The following is a 19,462-nucleotide window of genomic DNA, read 5'->3' as shown; positions in this document are numbered from 1 at the left end:
ATTCATGAGCCACTCAGAAAACCTCTATGCCGCAGCACGCGAGCTTATTCCCGGTGGCGTTAACTCGCCGGTGCGCGCCTTCTCCGGCGTAGGCGGCGTCCCACTATTTATCTCCCACGCAGACGGTGCTTATCTCTATGACGTGGACGGTAAAGCCTATGTGGACTACGTCGGCTCCTGGGGACCGATGGTTCTCGGTCATAATCACCCGGCAATCCGTAACGCCGTGATTGAAGCGGCGGGCAGAGGCTTAAGTTTCGGCGCACCGACGGAAATGGAAGTGAAAATGGCTGACCTGGTCACAAGTCTGGTGCCTACCATGGACATGGTGCGCATGGTGAACTCAGGCACCGAAGCTACAATGAGCGCTATCCGTCTGGCTCGCGGTTATACCGGACGGGATAAAATCATTAAATTTGAAGGCTGTTACCACGGCCACGCCGACTGCCTGTTGGTTAAAGCCGGCTCTGGAGCGCTGACGCTCGGGCAACCTAATTCTCCGGGCATCCCTGCAGATTTTGCCAAACATACGCTAACCTGCACCTATAATGACCTGGCGTCGGTCCGGGCGGCGTGTGAGCAATATCCGCAGGATATCGCCTGCATCATCGTTGAGCCAGTTGCGGGCAATATGAACTGCGTGCCGCCGCTCCCGGATTTCCTGCCTGGCCTGCGGGCGCTGTGCGATGAGTTTGGGGCGCTGCTGATTATCGATGAAGTAATGACGGGATTTCGCGTCGCGCTGGCCGGGGCGCAGGACTACTACGGCGTCACGCCGGATCTCACCTGCCTTGGGAAAATCATTGGCGGCGGTATGCCGGTTGGCGCCTTCGGCGGTCGCCGCGAAGTAATGGACGCGCTGGCGCCCACCGGGCCGGTCTATCAGGCGGGTACGCTCTCAGGCAACCCAATCGCCATGGCCGCCGGTTATGCCTGCCTGAATGAAGTCGCCCAACCCGGCGTGCACGGCACGCTGACGGAGCTGACTACGCAGTTAGCAGAAGGCCTGCGCTCTGCGGCTCAGGAAAACGACATCCCGCTGGTGGTTAATCACGTGGGTGGAATGTTTGGGCTGTTCTTCACCGATCTACCTGCGGTGACCTGCTATCAGCACGTCCTCGCCAGCGACGTTGAGCGCTTTAAGCGTTTCTTCCATCTAATGCTGGATGCCGGCATTTATCTGGCGCCTTCCGCGTTTGAGGCGGGCTTTATGTCTATTGCCCATAGTGAAGAAGATATCGATCGTACAATTGAGGCGGCGCGCTCCGCATTTAAGCAACTGTAAAACGCTGCGGCGGATCTTCGGTAGATAACGATAACGACTCACCGCCCGCCGCATCCGCGCCTTTGGTCTTCCCTCTGGCGCATCTTATTTATCCGCGCTTAACTGCTCCCACCTCTTATTTACCCTGCCTGCGCAATAACACCACAAAATAGGGCGCGCCGATAAACGTCGCCAGCAGCCCTGCGGGCACCTGGTTAGGGAACAGCAGCATGCGACCCACCCAGTCCGCCAGTACCATTAAAGCGCCGCCAACAAGCATTGCGATAACCAACTGAGGAAACGCGCGACGGAACCCCAGCATACGCGTTATGTGCGGAGCCATCAGTCCCACAAAGCTTAGCGGGCCAACGGTGAGCGTCGCGGCGGCGGTTAACATCGAAGCAAGCATTAGCAGCAATAAGCGAGCGGGCGTAAGCGCGATACCCACCGCGCGCGCGGTTACACTTCCCAACGGCAGGATTTGCAGCCAGCGCTGACTCAGCGGCGTTAATGTCAGCAGCGCCACCATAATAGCGGCGGCGCGCCACGCCTGGGGGGCGTTCACGTTATAGGTCGAGCCGGAAATCCATGTCAACAGCCGGGCCATGCGGGGATCGCCGCTGGCCAGCAGCAGCGCCAGCAGCATGCTAAATGCGGTGCTTAGCGCCATTCCCGCCAGCAGCATTCGCTGAGGTGAAAAACCGCCGCGCCCGGATGTGAAAAGAATAATTAGCAGCGTCACCGCTGCGCCCAGGCTCCCGGCAGGCAATAGCCAGATAAAGGCATCTCCCGGGACCAAAAATAGCATCAACACCACGCCAAATGCCGCACCGGAGCTAATCCCAAGTACTTCCGGGCTCGCCATCGCATTTCCGGTCAGGCGCTGAATAATACATCCTGCTACTGCCAACATCATACCGGCGCTGAGCGCGGCTAACGCACGCGGCCAGCGCCATTGCCACAGGCTCGATAGCATATCACCGGTGGCCCAGCGCCAGCCGTGTGCGTCCCGCCCCAGCAATAGCGCGATTACCAGCACAACAAGCAGCAGTAAACCACCTGCCAGCACATACCCAATTAAGTGCTGGCGCTCAGGCGCAGTGCGACCGCCCTGCGTAAGCACCGGTTCTTCTCGGGTGCGCAGTCGGGGTAATAGCCATAACAATAGCGGCGCTCCCGCCAGCGCGGTGACGGCACCGGTTGGGATTTCGCGCCAGACTGCGGTGAGCCAGATGACCACTTGATCGGAGAACCACAAAATCAATGCGCCTAAAAGCGTCGCCAGAAAAAGCCGCGAGATTAATCGGCGGGCACCTAGCATTTTGGCCAGCAGCGGGGCAAATAATCCAATAAAACCGATAATCCCGACGGCATTCACCAGCAGGGCACTCATGGCAATCGCCAGGACCAGTGCACCAAGGCGCGCGGCTGATAACATCAGGCCAAGATTGCGCGCTACGCCGTCATCCAGCCCCATAAGCGTGAGCGGGCGCAGCATTAATAATACCAGCAGCGCTGCGCCCAGCAGGCGCGGCCATAGCGTAGCCACGGTTTGCCAGTCGTTCTGGTTCAGCATGCCGGAGCCCCACAGAAACAGGCTCTGAAGCTGTTCATGATAAAATAACGCCAGCAATTGATTTACCGCACCGCAGTATAAGCTGACGACTAATCCTGCCAGTATTAGCGTCACCGGCGAGACGCGCTTGCCCCAGGCGATACCGAAAACCAGCATCCCTACCAGCCCAGCTCCCGCCAGCGCCGCGAATTGCTGCACCGCCAGCGGCAGCGCCAGTAGCGTCGATACGGCAACGCCTAACTGTGCACCGGTCGCCACGCCGAGCGTCGTTGGCTCCGCCAGCGGATTACGCAATACCTGCTGAAACAGCGCGCCTGCCAGCCCAAGTCCTGCGCCCACTAGCAGGGCGAGCGTTAATCTAGGCAGCGCGCTGTAATGAAACAGCATCTGGTGAATATTATCGATATCCGGCTGCCACAGCGCGCTGCGCCACTGGGCGTAGGGCAGTAGCGCAGTGAGATTATGCAGCGTTAGCCAAAGCGCTGCGCCGCACAACAGCGGTACCAGCAGCCAGCTAAAAGAAGCATGTCGCGTCATGGATGAGCCCCCAGCGCGGCGTCTAGCAGATGACAAAACCGCATCGCTGAAGGCGTCGCGCCATAAAACCAAACCGCCGAGGTGCGGTGAAAACGGCCTTCGCGAACAAAAGGCATCGCCTGCCATAGCGGCGTTGCCGCCACCTGACGCATGAGCGTTTCATCGTTATGCGCAAAGCAGATAACGCGCGCCGCATCGACCGCTGCCAGCCGCTCTAGCCCTACCACCGCACTGCCCCAAAAATTCGCATCTCCGCGCCAGGCGTTTTGTAACTCCAGCTCGCTCATGGTTTGTTGAAACAGACTGTTTTGACCAATGATCAGCGCATGGCGCGTATCGATAAGCGTCATGAGTAACAGCGGCTTGCCGCGCCAGGGGGCGAAACGCTGGCGCATATGGGTAATCAGAGCTTCAAATTCATTGAGGTGACGGCGCGCCTGCGCCTGTAGCCCTAACCGCTCGCCCAGGGCCAGCACGGAACGACGGGCGTTATCCAGCGGATGTTTACCATCGGTAAAAGTGATGCCCATTCCCGGCGCGATACGCGCGATTTTATCGGGAGCGGGCCCGTATCCTGCAGAATAGACGATAAGCGACGGGCGCAGTTGCGTCATAAGTTCAAGATTGGGCTCAGTGCGCAGCCCAATATCCACTACGCCCTCAGGCAGCGTGGGGGATTCAACCCACGCCCGATAGCCCGCAATATCTGCTATGGCAAACGGTGTTATCCCCAGCGCCAGCAGCAATTCAGTCGGCAGCCATTCCAGTGCGATAATCCGCTGTAAATCAGGCCTTGACGCCGCGCTGGCGCCGGGAAGATGCCAGGCCAGCGGCGAAAGCGCCATGGCCGTTAATAATCTACGCCGACGAAAATCGATCTCAGACATAGCGCGCCTCACCACACAAAACTGACCGGCGCGCTGCCGGAAGGATGCGACAAAATACCCATCGGAATGCCGTAAATACGCTCCAGAATCTCGCCGGACATTATCGCGTCCGGTGTTCCCTGGGCAATGGCTTCCCCCCCGCGCAGCGCTACCAGATAATCGCAGTATCGCGCCGCCATATTAATATCGTGCAACACGGCAATCACCGTCAGCCCATTCTGGCGGCTCAGGCGCCGGATTAGCGCCAGTACCTCAACCTGATGCGCGATATCCAGCGCTGATGTTGGTTCATCCAGCAGTAGGCAGCGGCTATCCTGGGCGACCAGCATGGCTATCCACGCGCGCTGGCGTTCCCCGCCGGAAAGGCTATCAACCAGGCGATGCGACAGCGATTTTAGCCCCACCAGCCCGATGGCTTCGTCCACTTTTTCTCTGTCGGCAATACCAAAGCGCCCAAGAGCGCCGTGCCACGGATAGCGCCCGATCGCAACCAGCTCCCGCACGGTCATCCCTTCCGCTGCCGGTAAATTCTGCGGCAAATAGGCGACCCTGCGTGCAAAGGATTTACTGCTCCAGCTCGCCAGCGGCTGACCGTCCAGCATAATTTCGCCCTCAGACGGTAATTGATGCCGCCCGAGCATTTTCAAAAGCGTAGATTTACCGGAACCATTGTGGCCGATAAGGCCGGTGACCTGACCCGCAGGAAAGGACAGCGTGAGAGGATGTAGCAGCGTGCGGCCCGGCACGCGAAAAGCAACATCAGTGAGGCTAAACGTCGCCCCGGGCGCACTCGTTTTATCCTGCATAACTCGCCAACGTGAAGTCAGAGCGGGCGCTGGCGCGCCCGACAATTCATTAAAAACTGAAGTTTGCGGTTGCGATAACCGCGCGTTCGGCTCCCCAATAGCACGCATAATCGCGATAGCAGCTCGAAACATACTTCCGATTAAACAGGTTATTGATATTAATACCCACGGAAGATCCCGGCATGCCCGCGCGAGCCAAATCGTATTTGATGGTCGCGTCCGCCACCGTATATCCCGGTACGCTGAAGGTCTTATTCATTTTATCCGCCGTGGTGTAGAAGCTGGACGACGCTCCCACATAGCGCGTACCGGCCCCGAGCGTTAATCCGCTCAGCGCCGTTTCATGGAAGGTATAATCCAGCCACAAAGACGCCATATTGCGCGGTACTTCAACCGGCCGTTTGTGTTTATAGGCAGAGTCTTCAGTATATTGCGCATCCGTATAGCTGTATGCAGCGGTCATATCAACATTCGCACTCAGCGCCGCTTTTGCTTCCAGCTCGAACCCGCGCGAACGAATTTTACCGCTCTGAATGGAGTAAATATTGTCGCTCGGGTCCGCGGTCAGATTTTTATCTTTAGTAATCTGAAACAGCGACGCGGTAACGCTAATCGGCCTGTCCTTAGGCAGGTACTTTACGCCCGCTTCATACTGCTTCGCCCGCGAAGGATCGAAGGCTTGCCTGTCTTTAGAGCGCCCGGCGTTCGGTTCAAATGACTCACTATAGCTGACATACGGGGCTACGCCGTTATCAAACAGGTAGTTCAACCCGCCGCGCCAGGTAAATGCCTCATCGCGATTCATATTGGTCGATGCCGGTGCATAGCTGGTCGCACGGCTGTATACGCTGGATTTGGCGAAGTCATAGCGGCCTCCCAGCGTAAGAACCCATTTGTCCCACTCAGCCTGATCCTGAACGTACAGCCCCGTTTGTTCCAGCCGGTTGACAACCTGATACGGATCGGCGAACGGCGTCACATTCCCGTGGCCGTAGCCGGGATTATGCATATCCAGGGGATCGGCGGTGCCGTACTGCGCGTCTACGTCGTTACGGCTGCGCAGATAGTCAACGCCGGTAAGTAACGTATGCCCCACCGCACCCGTAGCAAATTTGCTCTGTAGCTGCGTATCGACGGAAAAATCGTTTAGGTCTTCATCAGAGCGCACATACGCGCGTGAGATTTTACCCGGAGCAAGGTACCCATTGCCGTACACGGCGTCATACAGCGTATGGATGCGCGTATAGCGCAGGTTCTGGCGCACCGTGAACGTATCGTTAAACGCGTGCGCAAAAGCATACCCCACCATTTGCTGGCGGCGCTGCATTTTGTTGCCCTGCTCCCCTTCGTTAAAATCGACGGGCAATTTATGTTTGTGGCCGTTCGCATCATAGTACGGCGCCACCGTTCCGGTACGCGGCAGCCAGCCGTAATACCCTGCGTGAGGATCGCTCTGGAAGTTGCTCAGGAAAGTGAAGTCCGTATTACTGTCCGGGCGCCAGCTAAAAGAGGGCGCAATCGCGTAGCGGTTCGCTCTGGCGTTATCCTGCTGCGTGTTCTGGCTGTATGCAAGCCCGGTCAGGCGGTAGCTAAACACACCGTCGTCATCCAGCGCATCGCTAAAATCAAAACCGGTTTGCCACAAATTATGTGAACCAGCCTTGAACTGAATATTGCGCAACGGTTCGGTGGTAGGTCGCTTGCTGACCATACTAACGACGCCGCCGGGATTGCTGTTGCCATATAGCACGGAAACCGGCCCGCGAATCAACTCCACGCGCTCAAGGAACCAGGGGTCCATCGAGGCTTCAGAATAGTTATTTCCCTGAAGCTTCAGCCCATCGAGATACTGGTTGGTGTTCACCGTGGACGGAGAAGTAAAACCGCGAATGGAAACCACGTCATAAATGCCGGAACTGCCGCGTGTGGCAAACACGCCGGGCGTATAGCTTAGCGCGTCTTTTACCGTCGCCGGCTGGCGCATATCGAGTTCCTGGCGCGTAACAACGGAAATAGACTGAGGGACTTTCTCGATAGGCGTATCGGTCTTAGTACCGGTCGCACTGCGCTTCGCAGCCACGGTTAATGATGGCCCCCAGGCGCTCTCCTGAGGTGCCGCCGCCGCATCCGTTGAAACGGTGATGGTATCTTCCTGTGCGCTACCGGCGGCAAAACTCTGCGTCGCCATACTCCCCAGTGCGACTGCGACCCAAACTGCAATTCTGCGAACCGGAATACCGGTCAATTGACCCTGATTAGAACACGCCATGATAATTTCTCTGAGTGATAAAGTGAAACACGAACGTAAACGATAATTATTATTATGCCGCACGGATGATATGCGAAACAGCGCGCGTAAGGCAAGTTTCACACCGCGCCAAAAGGTGCGTCAGCGCAGGAAATAGACAGCGTATGACCCGGGTTACCGGATAAAAGTATGGGGTTACGTGAAAATAACCTTGCTCTCTTAAGAGCATACTAAAAGCTCTTAAATAGGCTATTGCCAGCGTATTGAATCTACATTCAAAAGCAGGAACTCAGTGATTGATAGCTCTGAAGCCAAAAAGTAATTTAGAAATGGCAGTAAAAAAGCGCCTTCGGAAAGGCGCTTTTTATATTTACATCTGATTATTTAATCAGAACATTTCTGCGGCTGTCTATTAATCGCCGCCAAACATATCCTTAATCCAGCCCGCCACGCCACTGCTTTTATCTTCCTGCGGCGGTGGCTGCGTGGGCTGAGAAGACTGACTAAACGGGTTTTTGGCCTCCAGCGCCTGCTGACTCTGCTGACACAGCGCCTGCGGATTTGAGGTCCACACGGGCAGCGTGCGCGCGCCGCCGCTACACAGGAAATTGCCCGCATCGTCCACGCCCATCTCAACAATATTTTCAGGCGGCGTCAGCGACAGCGGAATCGGCGTCTGATTATTGAGATAACGCTGGTAGACAGACATTGCGCCGCTGGCACCATACAGCCGCGTCGGCTGATTGTTATCGCGTCCCACCCAGGTAATCACGACTTCTTTACCATCAACACCGGCAAACCACGTATCAACCTGCTTGTTGGTAGTACCCGTTTTCCCGGCCAGGTGTAGCTTCGGAAATTTCGCGCCCAGCGCGCGTCCGGTACCGCGCTGCATCACTTGCTGCATGGTGTAGAGCGTCATATAGGCCGCCTGCGCGGGCACCGCGCGCTCCGCCTGTGGGTAGCTCTGATAAAGCACCGTACCGTCTTCCGCAATGACTGAACGCAGCGCGGATAGCGGCGCGCGATTGCCGCCGCTGGCGATAGTCTGGAACGCCTGCGCGACCTCAACCGGCGTCAGGTTAAGCGCGCCCAGCAGCATCGCAGGCACGGGATTCAGTTTATCTCGCGAAACCCCGAGCTTCGTCCAGGTGTCGGTCACGGCGGGTAGCCCCAGCGCCAGCCCCAGATTTACCGTCGGTACGTTCATTGAACGCGCCAGCGCGTCCACTAGCATCACCTGTCCGCTAAAGCGACGATCGTCATTTTGCGGCGACCAAACTTTACCCCCCGGCTGAGGCAAAGACAGCGGTGCATCCGCAATCCAGGTATTCAAACGATATTGATTAGGCTGGCTTAACGCGGTCAGATAGGTCGCAGGTTTGGCCAGAGAACCGATGGAGCGCCGCGCCTGCATTGCGCGGTTATAGCCGGCAAAATCGGGATCGGCGCCGCCGACCATCGCCCGCACCTCGCCGCTAAAGCGATCGACCACCACCATCGCCGTTTCCAAATCGTCAAGCTTACGCTGTTTCTTCAGCGCCGGAATTCCCTCTTTCACCGCTTTTTCTGCGGCATCCTGGGACTCAGGATCGAAGGTGGTGAAAATTTTAACCCCGGATAAATCTTTAACTTTATCGCCCAGACGTTCCTGTAACTGCTGGCGCACCATCTGCATAAACGCCGGCTGCGGAGAAATAATGCCGCCGCGCGGCGAAACGCCCAGCGGGCGAGCGCTCAGCATGTCATACAGTTCGCCATCGATAATTTTTTGCTGCTGCAGCAGGCGCAGCACAAGGTTTCGCCGCTCTAGCGATAATTTCGGGTTACGCCACGGATTATAGAGCGACGCGCCTTTAACCATTCCCACCAGCAGCGCCTGCTGATCGAGGCTGAGTTCATCCACCGGACGCCCAAAGTAATAGAGACTAGCCAGCGGGAAGCCGCGAATTTGTTCATTGCCGCTCTGACCGAGATAAACCTCATTCAGATAGAGTTCCAGGATGCGATCTTTACCGTAGCGCGCGTCCATAATCAGCGCCATATAGGCTTCGTTCGCTTTACGCCACAGCGTGCGTTTATTCGTCAAAAACAGATTTTTGACGAGCTGCTGAGTCAGCGTACTGCCGCCCTGCACCGCGCGCCCTGCGGTGAGATTCGCCAGAAATGCGCGGCCAATAGAGTACAGGCTGATGCCATCGTGCTCATAAAAGTGCCTGTCTTCTGTCGCTACCAGAGTATCCACCAGCAGATCGGGGAAACCGGAGCGCGGCACAAATAAGCGCTGCTCGCCGTTTGGCGATGAAAGCATGGTAATCAGGCGCGGATCGAGGCGGAAAAAACCAAAATCGCGCCCGGTTACCATATTTTTAATCGATGCCAGCCTGTCACCGTCAAAGGTTAGCAGGGCGTGAATCTGCCCTTCTTTGCTGTCCGGAAAGTCAAACGGACGGCGCAGCATTTCAATGGTATTCCCTTTAACGGAAAACTCACCGGGGCGCGTAATGCGGGAGACAAGGCGGTACTGCGTGGCTTCCAGCAGTTTTACCATCTCATTTTTGCTATAGGGCATATCCGGCTCAAGATTTAGCATCCGTCCGTAGACGGCGGCCGGAAGTTGCCAGACTTTTCCATCAATGCGGCTGCGTATTTTCTGATCAAGATAGACGCCGTAAGCAATGAACAGCACCAACAGCACAATAAGCAGTTTGATAAAAAACCAGAGCCAGCGACGCGTTTTTCGCGGCGGACGTCCTTTATTTACATTGCGCGACATGGCGCCCCCGTCATCGTGTTCATAATCATCATTATCGTATTCATCCCTGATGCGACGGCGGCCAGCCTTTGTTTTCTCCGGGCGTCCGGATTTGCCTTTTCGCCCTATCGGTTCGCGATCATTCCCCGACATTATTTTTCTCCACACACTTTCGGTCGCAGGGACCCGATTCTCCCTTCTTCCCCCCAGCGAGGAAGAAGAAACCTCTCAAAATAGTCGCACTATTGATACTTTTTGGTTCGCGTCGTTGGGGCAGTCGTGGCCGGGTCTTCAGGCCAGACGTGCTTTGGATAGCGCCCTTTCATCTCTTTACGCACCTCGCGATACGCGCCGCGCCAAAAAGCGGCGAGATCGCGCGTTATCTGCAGCGGGCGACGCGCCGGCGATAATAACTCCAGCACTAGCGCAATGCGCCCTTCTGCAATTACTGGCGTACTGGCTTCGCCGAACATTTCCTGCATTCGCACCGCCAGCGCAGGATCGTTATCGGCATCATAGCGGATAGCAATACGGCTACCGGTGGGCACAGTGTAATGCGTTGGTAAAGCGCCATCCAGACGCTGGCGCAGCGGCCAGTCCAGCAGAGTATACAACGCGCTGGTGAGATCCAGGTTTTTTAGCGCCTGAAGATTGCGCACCCCCTGCAGGTGCGGCAGCAGCCACTGTTCCAGCGTCGCCAGCAGCCCGTCATCGCTTACAGCAGGCCAGGGCAGCTCCGGCAGCCAGCGCGCAGCGCAGGATAAGCGCAGGCGAAGCTGCCGCGCGTTTTCGCTCCAGGGCAATATTTGCAGGCCACGCTCACGAATGCCGTTAAGCATCGCCTGATGTAGCTCCGCCTCTGAAGGCTGCGCCAGCGACTGACGTTTTACCGATAATTCGCCTATTCGCCAGTCGCGCCACGTTTTTAGCGTGCCTTTGCCATCATCCCATTCAACGCTGTCGCTCTGCGTCAGTAGGGCAGGACACGTTGCCGTCAGCGCCTCAATATCCAGCGCGTGCGCCAGAAGAATACGCGCGTCTGCCGCGTCGGCACCCTGCAATAATAGCGGCGTAATTAGCCATTCATGGCGCGCCATCGCGCTATCGCGTTCAAGCATTGCACCACTGCCGTTCGCCAGCCGGTAGCGTCCGTCCTGCCCGCGACGGCGGGCAATACGATCGGGAAATCCCCAGGATAAAATTTCCGCCGCCCGATATTCATCCAAAGCGAACTCGGCACGCCCCCCGGCGCGCCGGTAAAGCTGGCGCGCGCGCTGGCGCCACGATCCCTGCCCGCGCGCCAGCGCATCGCGTAAATCTACGCTTCCGCCGCGCGGCGGCTCCTCGATAATGGCGGTTAGCTGCGCCGCCGTTGCGCGCGCCTCATCGTCTTGCGCCGCGCACAGCATGGCCGCACAGCGGGGATCGACGCCGGTTCGCGCCATTCGCCGCCCGAGTGCGGTGAGTCTGCCCGCCTCATCTATCGCCCGCAGGCGCGCCAGCAGCACCTGCCCGGCGGCAACATTGCGCGCAGGCGGTATATCAAGCCACTCCAGCTGCGTAATGTCCGTGGCTCCCCACTGCAGCAGCTCCATCAGTAAACCTGACACTTCGCTGCGCAGTATTTCAGGCTCACTTTGCGCGCTGGCGCGTTCCGCCTGCTCCGCCGCCAGCAGATGTAAACAAATCCCTGCGCTTAAGCGCCCGGCACGCCCGGCGCGCTGCGTCATGGAAGCCTGGCTGATGCGCTGCGTCACCAGCCGGGTCAATCCCGTGCGCGCATCGAACTGCGCGCTGCGCTCCAGTGCGCAATCAACCACCAGCCTGATCCCTTCTATTGTCAGACTGGTTTCCGCGATATTCGTCGCCAGCACGATTTTCCGCCGCCCTTCCGGCGCCGGTAATATCGCCTGCCGCTGGGCATCAAGCGACAGCGCGCCGTAAAGCGGGCACAGCACTACATCTGTCGCAATGCGCGATTTAAGATGCTCCTGTACGCGCTGGATTTCCCTAACGCCAGGTAAAAAGAGCAGCAGCGATCCCGCTTCCTCGCGCATTAATTGCGCCGTGGCGGCGGCAATCGCCTCTTCCATATGCCCCTGAGCGGGCAGCGACCGGTAGCGCCGTTCCACGGGCCAGCTACGCCCCTGTGAAATAATGACCGGCGCATCGGGGATTAAACGCCGCAGCCGCTCGTTATCCAGCGTCGCGGACATTACGATAACTTTTAAGGTATCGCGCAGCCCCTGCTGCACCTCCAGTAATAGCGCCAGCGCCAGGTCGGCCTGCACGCTGCGCTCGTGGAATTCATCCAGCAGCACATAATCAATGCCGCTTAACTCGGGGTCGCGCTGAAGCATGCGCGTCATGATACCTTCGGTCACCACTTCAATACGCGTTTGTGCGCTGACGCATGACTCTGCGCGCATCCGGTATCCAACGGTCTCGCCCGGCTGCTGGCCTAGCTGTTCGGCCAGACGCTGGGCCACGCTGCGGGCAGCCAGTCGCCGTGGCTCTAAAAGAATGATGCGGCCAGTGGGGTTGAGCGCCTCTAATAGCGCCAGCGGCAGCCAGGTCGATTTACCGGCGCCGGTCGGTGCATTGAGCAGCACCAGCGGCGCATGCTGCAGCGCGGCAAGCAGCTCGGGTAAAACGGCAGCGACGGGTAATGTAGACACAACGTGTTCCTGAGGGGTTAACAATGAACTCGCGACATTGTAGCATCCTGTACGTTAACAAATCTCAGGCCGCGCCTGAGTTATATGCTGCGGCTTGCCGCCACCTCCGGAGAGATAATGTCCGACGATCGCCGTCTGTTTTTTGCCGTTGAAGTCCCCGACGCCATTCGCCAGGAGATTATCGACTGGCGCGCCCGCCATTTTCCTGACGATACCGGCCGCCCCGTCGCGGCGGCCAGTCTGCACCTTACGCTGGCTTTTCTCGGCGAAGTGAGCGCCGCGAAATCTCAGGCGCTCTGCGCGCAGGCCGCGCGTATCCGCCAGCCCGGTTTTTCTATTACCCTGGATGACGCCGGCCACTGGCCGCGTTCGCGCGTGGTATGGGTCGGCCCCCGGCGCGCAGAGCGCGGGCTACTGCAGCTCGCGTCGCTGCTGCGCGCGCAGGCGGCTCGCAGCGGTTGCCCACAGCGATCGCTGCCTTTCCTGCCGCATATCACGCTGTGGCGCCAGGCGCGACATGATATTGCACTGCCGGCGCCGGGGTTTCTCTGGCGCTGGCAGGTTGACAGTTTTACGCTCTTTGAATCACAGTTTCAGTCTGGCCGCGTGCGCTACCGCGCGCTGGAAAGCTGGACGCTTTCGCAATAGCGCGTTAATACCGGAATGCCGGCGTGTAAAACGACACCGCCTGCTTTAAAAGAACGACAACCAGGATGGATTTAATGGATTTCACTCCCGCGCTACAGCCCGCCACGCTTATTCAGCGCTATAAACGCTTCCTGGCAGACGTGATTACACCGGCAGGGGAAACGCTAACCCTGCACTGCCCGAATACAGGAGCCATGACCGGTTGCGCTACGCCCGGCGATACCGTCTGGTATTCAACCTCCGCCAATCCAACGCGAAAATACCCCCATACCTGGGAACTCACACATACTCAGCAGGGCGCAACAATTTGTGTCAATACATTACGTGCTAATACCATTGTTAAAGAAGCGTTAGGATTAAACCGAATTTCACAATTAATAGGTTATGAGAAAATTCTTAGCGAAGTGAAATATGGGATTGAGGGTAGCCGCATTGATTTTCTGTTACAGGCAGAAGACCGCCCCAACTGCTATATTGAAGTAAAATCCGTAACGCTGGCAGAGGCCGGTAAGGGATTTTTCCCCGACGCGGTTACGCTGCGAGGACAAAAACATTTACGCGAGTTAATGGAAGTCGCGGGCCGCGGAGAACGGGCTGTGCTGCTGTTTACGGTGCTTCACTCCGCGATTATGCAGGTGGCACCCGCAGCGCATATCGATGAAAAATACACGCAACTGGTACGCGAAGCCGTTAACGCAGGCGTTGAGATATATGCCTGGAAAAGCAGCCTAAGTTCACAGCAAATAAAGCTGACTGAACAGGTTCCTTTTCTCTTATAAATGTAGGGATATATAAATCGTTTATTTAATGATCGGCGTTTTAGCCAAATACGCTTTTCCTCACAGGCTTGTCAAGAGGGAGATTTAATATAATTGCCAACCGGAATCGCTTCTGTTATTTATAGCGGCCTGTTTTTTCCCCCTACATGGGGACCGATAGTGCGTGTTAAGGAGAAGCAACATGCAAGAAGGGCAAAACCGTAAAACATCGTCCCTGAGTATCCTCGCCATCGCTGGGGTGGAGCCATATCAGGAGAAAGCGGGCGAAGAGTATATGAATGAAGCCCAGCTGGCGCACTTCAGACGTATTCTTGAAGCGTGGCGTAATCAGCTTAGGGATGAAGTCAACCGTACCGTAACTCATATGCAGGATGAAGCGGCTAATTTTCCCGACCCCGTTGACCGCGCGGCACAGGAAGAGGAGTTCAGCCTCGAACTGCGTAACCGCGATCGCGAGCGCAAACTGATTAAGAAAATCGAGAAAACTCTGAAGAAAGTCGAGGATGAAGATTTTGGCTTCTGCGAATCCTGCGGCGTAGAAATCGGTATCCGTCGCCTCGAAGCGCGCCCCACGGCCGATCTGTGCATTGACTGCAAAACCCTTGCAGAGATCCGCGAAAAACAGATGGCTGGCTAACGTCCGGCTCATTCTTATCTGACTCTGGCGGGCCGTTGCCCGCCTTATATTCTCATGTGTTATTCAGATTATATCGGTCGTTTCGCGCCCTCTCCGTCGGGCGAACTGCATTTTGGCTCTCTCATTGCCGCATTAGGCAGCTGGCTTCAGGCCCGCGCGCATAGCGGTAAATGGTGGGTGCGCATTGAAGATATCGATCCTCCCCGTGAAGTACCAGGCGCGGCGAATACTATTTTGCGCCAGCTTGAACATTACGGTCTGTACTGGGACGGTGACGTGCTGTGGCAATCCCAGCGCCATGACGCTTATCACACCGCGCTGGAATGGCTTCAAACCAAAGGCCTGAGCTATAACTGCACCTGCTCTCGTAAGCATATTCAGGCGTGTGGCGGCATCTATGACGGGCACTGTCGTAGCCTCAAACGCCCTGCCCGGCAGGCGGCAATACGCCTGATACAACGTCACCCTGTGACACACTTTTCCGATGCGCTGCGCGGTGATATCCATGCCAATGCCGCGCTGGCACACGAAGATTTTATCATTCATCGCCGCGACGGCCTGTTCGCCTACAATCTGGCGGTAGTGGTTGACGACCACTTTCAAGGCGTGACTGAAATTGTGCGAGGCGCCGATCTTATCGAACCGACCGTGCGTCAAATTGCGCTTTATCAGACTTTTGGCTGGAAGATCCCTGGCTATGCACATCTACCGCTAGTGTTAAACCCGCACGGCGATAAGCTCTCTAAGCAAAACCACGCGCCCGCCCTACCGCAGGGCGATCCACGCCCCGTAATCGCTGAGGCTCTGCGCTTTTTGAATCAACCCGTTGATGCACACTGGCGCGATTTAACGCTGAGCGCGCTGCTGGAAAATGCGGTCACCGCCTGGCAACTTGAGCGCGTTCCGGCGCAATCCGGCATTCTCAAATGCGCGACTCTGAGCTATGATTAGCCGCCATTTTTTGTTTCCCTAATGATTGACACAACCGAGGTGCACCATTTTTACCCGAGTCGCTAATTTCTGCCGCAAAGTGCTGAGCCGTGACGAAGCCGCTGAAAAGCAGGCAACGCCGCCGCGCATCACGGTCATCCCCCGCGATAAGCACATCATTTCCCGCAAAGATATTAGTGAAAACGCTCTGAAAGTGCTTTACCGGCTAAATAAAGCAGGCTTCGAAGCTTATCTTGTCGGCGGTGGCGTTCGCGACCTGCTGCTAGGGAAAAAACCGAAAGATTTCGATATCACCACCAATGCCACACCAGAGCAAATGCGTAAACTGTTTCGCAACTGCCGCCTGGTAGGGCGCCGCTTTCGCCTGGCACACGTGATGTTCGGGCCGGAAATCATCGAAGTAGCAACTTTCCGCGGCCACCATTCTGACCAGGAGGCATCGGGCAATCGCCAGCTTTCTCAACGCGGCCAGAATGGCATGCTGCTGCGCGACAATATATTCGGCTCCATCGAAGAAGACGCCCAGCGACGCGATTTGACCATCAATAGCCTCTATTACAGCGCCGCCGATTTTACGGTGCGCGATTATGTGGGCGGCCTGCGCGATTTGCAGGATGGCATTATTCGCCTGATTGGCGTGCCCGAAACGCGCTATCGCGAAGATCCGGTGCGTATGCTGCGCGTGGTGCGTTTTGCCGCCAAGTTGGATATGACCATTAGTCCGGAAACAGCGGAGCCTATTCCACAACTGGCCGCACTGATTAATGATGTCCCTGCCGCGCGTCTATTTGAGGAGTCACTCAAATTACTGCAGGCAGGGCACGGCTTTAAAACCTATACATTACTGCGTAAATATCACCTGTTTCAGCCGCTGTTTCCGACGATTGCGCGCTATTTCACCGAGCGTAACGATAGCCCAATGGAGCGTATAATCGCGCAGGTGCTGAAGAATACGGATACGCGATTGCACAACGGCATGCGCGTTAACCCAGCGTTTTTGTTCGCCGCCATGCTGTGGTATCCCCAGCTGGAAATGGCGCAAAAGCTGACCCAGGAAAGCGGACTGGCCTACTACGACGCCTTTGCGCTGGCGGCTAATGAAGTGCTGGACGAGGCCTGCCGCTCAATTGCGATTCCGAAGCGGATAACCTCGCTGGTACGCGATATCTGGCAGCTTCAGTTACGTCTGCCGAAGCGCCAGGGCAAACGCGCGTGGCGCTTGATGGAGCATCCTAAATTCCGTGCGGCGTATGATTTACTGGAATTACGCGCCGAAATCGAAAACAACCCGGAGCTTTTACGTCTGGCCCAGTGGTGGGGCGAATTCCAGGCGGCACCGCCGCCAAAACAAAAAGAGTTGATCGGCAAGCTTGGCAGCGATCCTGCCGCACGGCGCCGTCAACGCCCGCGCCGTAAGCGCCCTTCTCCCCACAGCGATCGGGCGTGACGCGCTGCTATATTGCCATAGGCAGTAATCTGGCCTCGCCGTTAGCGCAGGCCAGCGCCGCGATTGCCGCGCTGAAAACGCTGCCTGATAGTGAGCTTGTCGCCCACTCTTCCTTCTGGCGCACGCCGCCGCTGGGGCCACAGGATCAACCGGACTATTTAAATGCCGCCGTCGCGCTGGAAACGCAGTTAAGCCCTGAAGCGCTGCTCGACTGTACTCAGCGCATTGAGCTGGAGCAAGGGCGAGAACGCAAAGCCGAGCGCTGGGGGCCACGCACGCTGGATTTAGACATCATGCTGTTCGGCGGCCTAACCCTGGATACGCCGCGGCTTACCGTGCCCCATTACGATATGAAAAACCGCATGTTTATGCTGTGGCCGCTGTACGAAATCGCCCCTACGCTTTACTTTCCTGACGGTGAAACGCTGCAAAACTGTATCGCCCGTCTCACTGACGCACCGCCGAAAAAGTGGTGATTCATCTAACCCGCTAAACGGGCGCGATTTATGGAAATCCACATCCCGTAAGCCAATCCCTCTCTTCCCGTTTAACTTTTCCACAACGCTTGTGTTTTCTGGTAACCCTACGCCGCCCGGGCAGGTCACGTACGCGTTACCAGCAGATATTACAGAATGCGGTGAAAAGACCGGCTTTTCGGGCCGGTTTAACGGGGATATGAAAACAATCGTTTGGTTGCTATTTGAATGTCAGCGTAGCCTGATGGCATCAACGCCGGGCTATCAGGTATAACGTAGCAGAGGAAGATTTAGAAGAAAGTTTGGCGCGTTTGAACGGTATTGTTCCGGGTGGTATATCGCGCGGCATCTCTTGTCCATGGATGGCTTTTTTGCGTACAGACTACACTGAAGCAGGTGAGTCTTTCGCTACCCGGTAACGTTAATACTCAGGCGGCGATACTAAGCGGCGGGCGCTGTTCAAGGCCAATGATGGCGGCCGGTCAGACATCGAAGACGCGTTGACTAAAATCCCCGGTGCCAGACGGCGGCATTTACCTCGCAGTCGGGAATGGCGGCAAACCAAATATCAGCGCCCGTGTCATCGATGAACGCATTTTAACAGGAGTAAAACCGTGCTGATTGTTGAAACTATACCGCTGCTGCGCCAGCAAATTCGCCGCTGGCGCCTCGATAATCAGCGCGTTGCGCTGGTGCCCACCATGGGCAATCTGCATGACGGGCATCTTGCCCTGGTTGATGAGGCCAGAACGCGTGCGGATATCGTCGTCGCGTCTATTTTTGTTAACCCAATGCAGTTCGGGCAAACCGAGGATTTAGCGCGCTATCCCCGCACCCTGCAACAGGATAGCGAGATGCTGAGTCACCGGGGCGTTAGCCTGATCTTTGCACCTGCGGTACAGGAGCTTTTCCCACAGCAGATGGAAACTCAGAGCTTCGTTGAGGTGCCGGAGCTATCAACTCTGCTGGAAGGCGCCCATCGGCCCGGGCATTTTCGCGGCGTTGCCACCATCGTGAGTAAATTATTCAATCTGATTCAGCCAGATATCGCCTGCTTCGGTGAAAAGGATTATCAACAGCTGGCGCTAATCCGCAAAATTGTTGCGGATATGAACTACGACATTGACATTATCGGCGTACCTACCGTGCGCGCTAAAGATGGCCTGGCACTCAGTTCGCGTAACGGCTATCTCACCGGCGCTGAACGTAAACGGGCACCGACCCTGTATCGCGTGATGCTGGATATTGCGGATCAATTGCATGCCGGGGCGCGTAATACCGACGAGCTACTCGCCCAGGCGGCTCAAACGCTTAATGCGCGGGGGTTCCGTAGCGATGAACTGTTTATTCGCGACGCAATAACACTACAGCCACTAACCCCACACAGCACGCAGGCGGTCATTTTAATGGCGGCCTGGCTAGGCGAGGCGCGCCTGATTGATAACCTGCTGGTTTCACTTATCGAATAGATAATGTGCGCCAGTACGCACAGCGCTGGACCTATTCAGTGAGGCGTCGCGGCTGCCGCAGGGCTATAAGCCCAGGCGGCTCAAACGCTTAATGCGCGGGGGTTTCGTAGCGATGCACTGTTTATTCGCGACGCAATAACACTACAGTCACTAACCCCACACAGCACGCAGGCGGTCATTTTAATGGCGGCCTGGCTAGGCGAGGCGCGCCTGATTGATAACCTGCTGGTTTCACTTATCGAATAGATAATGTGCGCCAGTACGCGCAGCGCTGGACCTATTCAGTGAGGCGTCGCGGCTGCCG

At 56.8% G+C, this 19,462-nt stretch carries 14 protein-coding genes and 1 pseudogene; 9 read left to right on the top strand and 6 right to left on the bottom strand.

What is annotated here, in order from left to right; translation table 11 throughout:
* Positions 1 to 4 precede the first annotated feature (4 nt).
* Entirely contained in the window at positions 5 to 1,285 is a 1,281-nt protein-coding gene (gene hemL / locus SFA31_RS07430; protein ID WP_322837409.1) for a glutamate-1-semialdehyde 2,1-aminomutase, read from the top strand.
* 115 nt (positions 1,286 to 1,400) lie between these two features.
* Here the strand turns inward: hemL and fhuB are convergent, their stop codons facing one another.
* The 6 genes from fhuB to hrpB all read right to left on the bottom strand — a co-directional run bounded on the left by fhuB (position 1,401) and on the right by hrpB (position 12,751).
* Positions 1,401 to 3,377 carry a Fe(3+)-hydroxamate ABC transporter permease FhuB gene (gene fhuB, locus SFA31_RS07425; RefSeq protein WP_322837408.1) on the bottom strand — a complete coding sequence of 659 codons (1,977 nt, stop codon included), beginning with the start codon at positions 3,375 to 3,377 and terminating at the stop codon, positions 1,401 to 1,403.
* On the bottom strand, positions 3,374 to 4,264 hold the full coding sequence (gene fhuD / locus SFA31_RS07420; RefSeq protein WP_322837407.1) for a Fe(3+)-hydroxamate ABC transporter substrate-binding protein FhuD: 891 nt from the start codon (positions 4,262 to 4,264) through the stop codon (positions 3,374 to 3,376). The genes fhuB and fhuD overlap by 4 nt, the downstream gene beginning before the upstream one ends.
* 8 nt (positions 4,265 to 4,272) lie before the next feature.
* A complete protein-coding gene (gene fhuC, locus SFA31_RS07415; protein WP_322837406.1) occupies positions 4,273 to 5,070 on the bottom strand; it encodes a Fe3+-hydroxamate ABC transporter ATP-binding protein FhuC in 798 nt (265 codons plus the stop codon).
* 49 nt (positions 5,071 to 5,119) lie between these two features.
* A complete protein-coding gene (fhuA, locus tag SFA31_RS07410; RefSeq protein ID WP_322837405.1) occupies positions 5,120 to 7,339 on the bottom strand; it encodes a ferrichrome porin FhuA in 2,220 nt (739 codons plus the stop codon).
* 391 nt (positions 7,340 to 7,730) lie between these two features.
* Complete coding sequence (gene mrcB / locus SFA31_RS07405) at positions 7,731 to 10,226, bottom strand: bifunctional glycosyl transferase/transpeptidase (protein ID WP_322837404.1); 2,496 nt, start codon at positions 10,224 to 10,226, stop codon at positions 7,731 to 7,733.
* A gap of 89 nt (positions 10,227 to 10,315) precedes the next feature.
* On the bottom strand, positions 10,316 to 12,751 hold the full coding sequence (gene hrpB, locus SFA31_RS07400; RefSeq protein WP_322837403.1) for an ATP-dependent helicase HrpB: 2,436 nt from the start codon (positions 12,749 to 12,751) through the stop codon (positions 10,316 to 10,318).
* Positions 12,752 to 12,868: 117 nt separating this feature from the next.
* On the opposite strand from hrpB, the gene thpR reads away from it, so the two are divergent.
* From thpR to SFA31_RS07360, 8 genes and pseudogenes are all read left to right on the top strand, one after another.
* Positions 12,869 to 13,399, top strand: a complete 531-nt coding sequence (thpR, locus tag SFA31_RS07395; RefSeq protein WP_322837402.1) for an RNA 2',3'-cyclic phosphodiesterase — start codon at positions 12,869 to 12,871, stop codon at positions 13,397 to 13,399.
* Positions 13,400 to 13,473: 74 nt separating this feature from the next.
* A complete protein-coding gene (sfsA, locus tag SFA31_RS07390) occupies positions 13,474 to 14,178 on the top strand; it encodes a DNA/RNA nuclease SfsA (protein WP_322837401.1) in 705 nt (234 codons plus the stop codon).
* A gap of 181 nt (positions 14,179 to 14,359) precedes the next feature.
* The gene (dksA, locus tag SFA31_RS07385; protein WP_322837400.1) at positions 14,360 to 14,815 is read left to right on the top strand and encodes an RNA polymerase-binding protein DksA; all 456 of its coding nucleotides are present in this window, start codon (positions 14,360 to 14,362) and stop codon (positions 14,813 to 14,815) included.
* 54 nt (positions 14,816 to 14,869) lie between these two features.
* Positions 14,870 to 15,766, top strand: coding sequence for a tRNA glutamyl-Q(34) synthetase GluQRS (gene gluQRS, locus SFA31_RS07380; RefSeq protein ID WP_322837399.1), 897 nt, complete (start codon positions 14,870 to 14,872; stop codon positions 15,764 to 15,766).
* Positions 15,767 to 15,812: 46 nt separating this feature from the next.
* Positions 15,813 to 17,213, top strand: coding sequence for a polynucleotide adenylyltransferase PcnB (pcnB, locus tag SFA31_RS07375; protein WP_322839325.1), 1,401 nt, complete (start codon positions 15,813 to 15,815; stop codon positions 17,211 to 17,213).
* Positions 17,210 to 17,689 carry a 2-amino-4-hydroxy-6-hydroxymethyldihydropteridine diphosphokinase gene (gene folK / locus SFA31_RS07370; protein ID WP_322837398.1) on the top strand — a complete coding sequence of 160 codons (480 nt, stop codon included), beginning with the start codon at positions 17,210 to 17,212 and terminating at the stop codon, positions 17,687 to 17,689. The genes pcnB and folK overlap by 4 nt, the downstream gene beginning before the upstream one ends.
* A 614-nt stretch (positions 17,690 to 18,303) precedes the next feature.
* The gene (panC, locus tag SFA31_RS07365; RefSeq protein ID WP_322837397.1) at positions 18,304 to 19,158 is read left to right on the top strand and encodes a pantoate--beta-alanine ligase; all 855 of its coding nucleotides are present in this window, start codon (positions 18,304 to 18,306) and stop codon (positions 19,156 to 19,158) included.
* A 69-nt stretch (positions 19,159 to 19,227) separates the two neighbouring features.
* A pseudogene (locus tag SFA31_RS07360) lies at positions 19,228 to 19,404 on the top strand (pantoate--beta-alanine ligase); the annotation flags it as partial.
* Between the last annotated feature and the right edge of the window lie 58 nt (positions 19,405 to 19,462).

The sequence above is a fragment of the Erwinia sp. HR93 genome, assembly GCF_034555055.1.
Classification (GTDB): domain Bacteria; phylum Pseudomonadota; class Gammaproteobacteria; order Enterobacterales; family Enterobacteriaceae; genus Apirhabdus; species Apirhabdus apintestini.
Note: the sequence above shows the minus strand (reverse complement) of the source record. Positions and strands in the feature narration are given on the sequence as shown.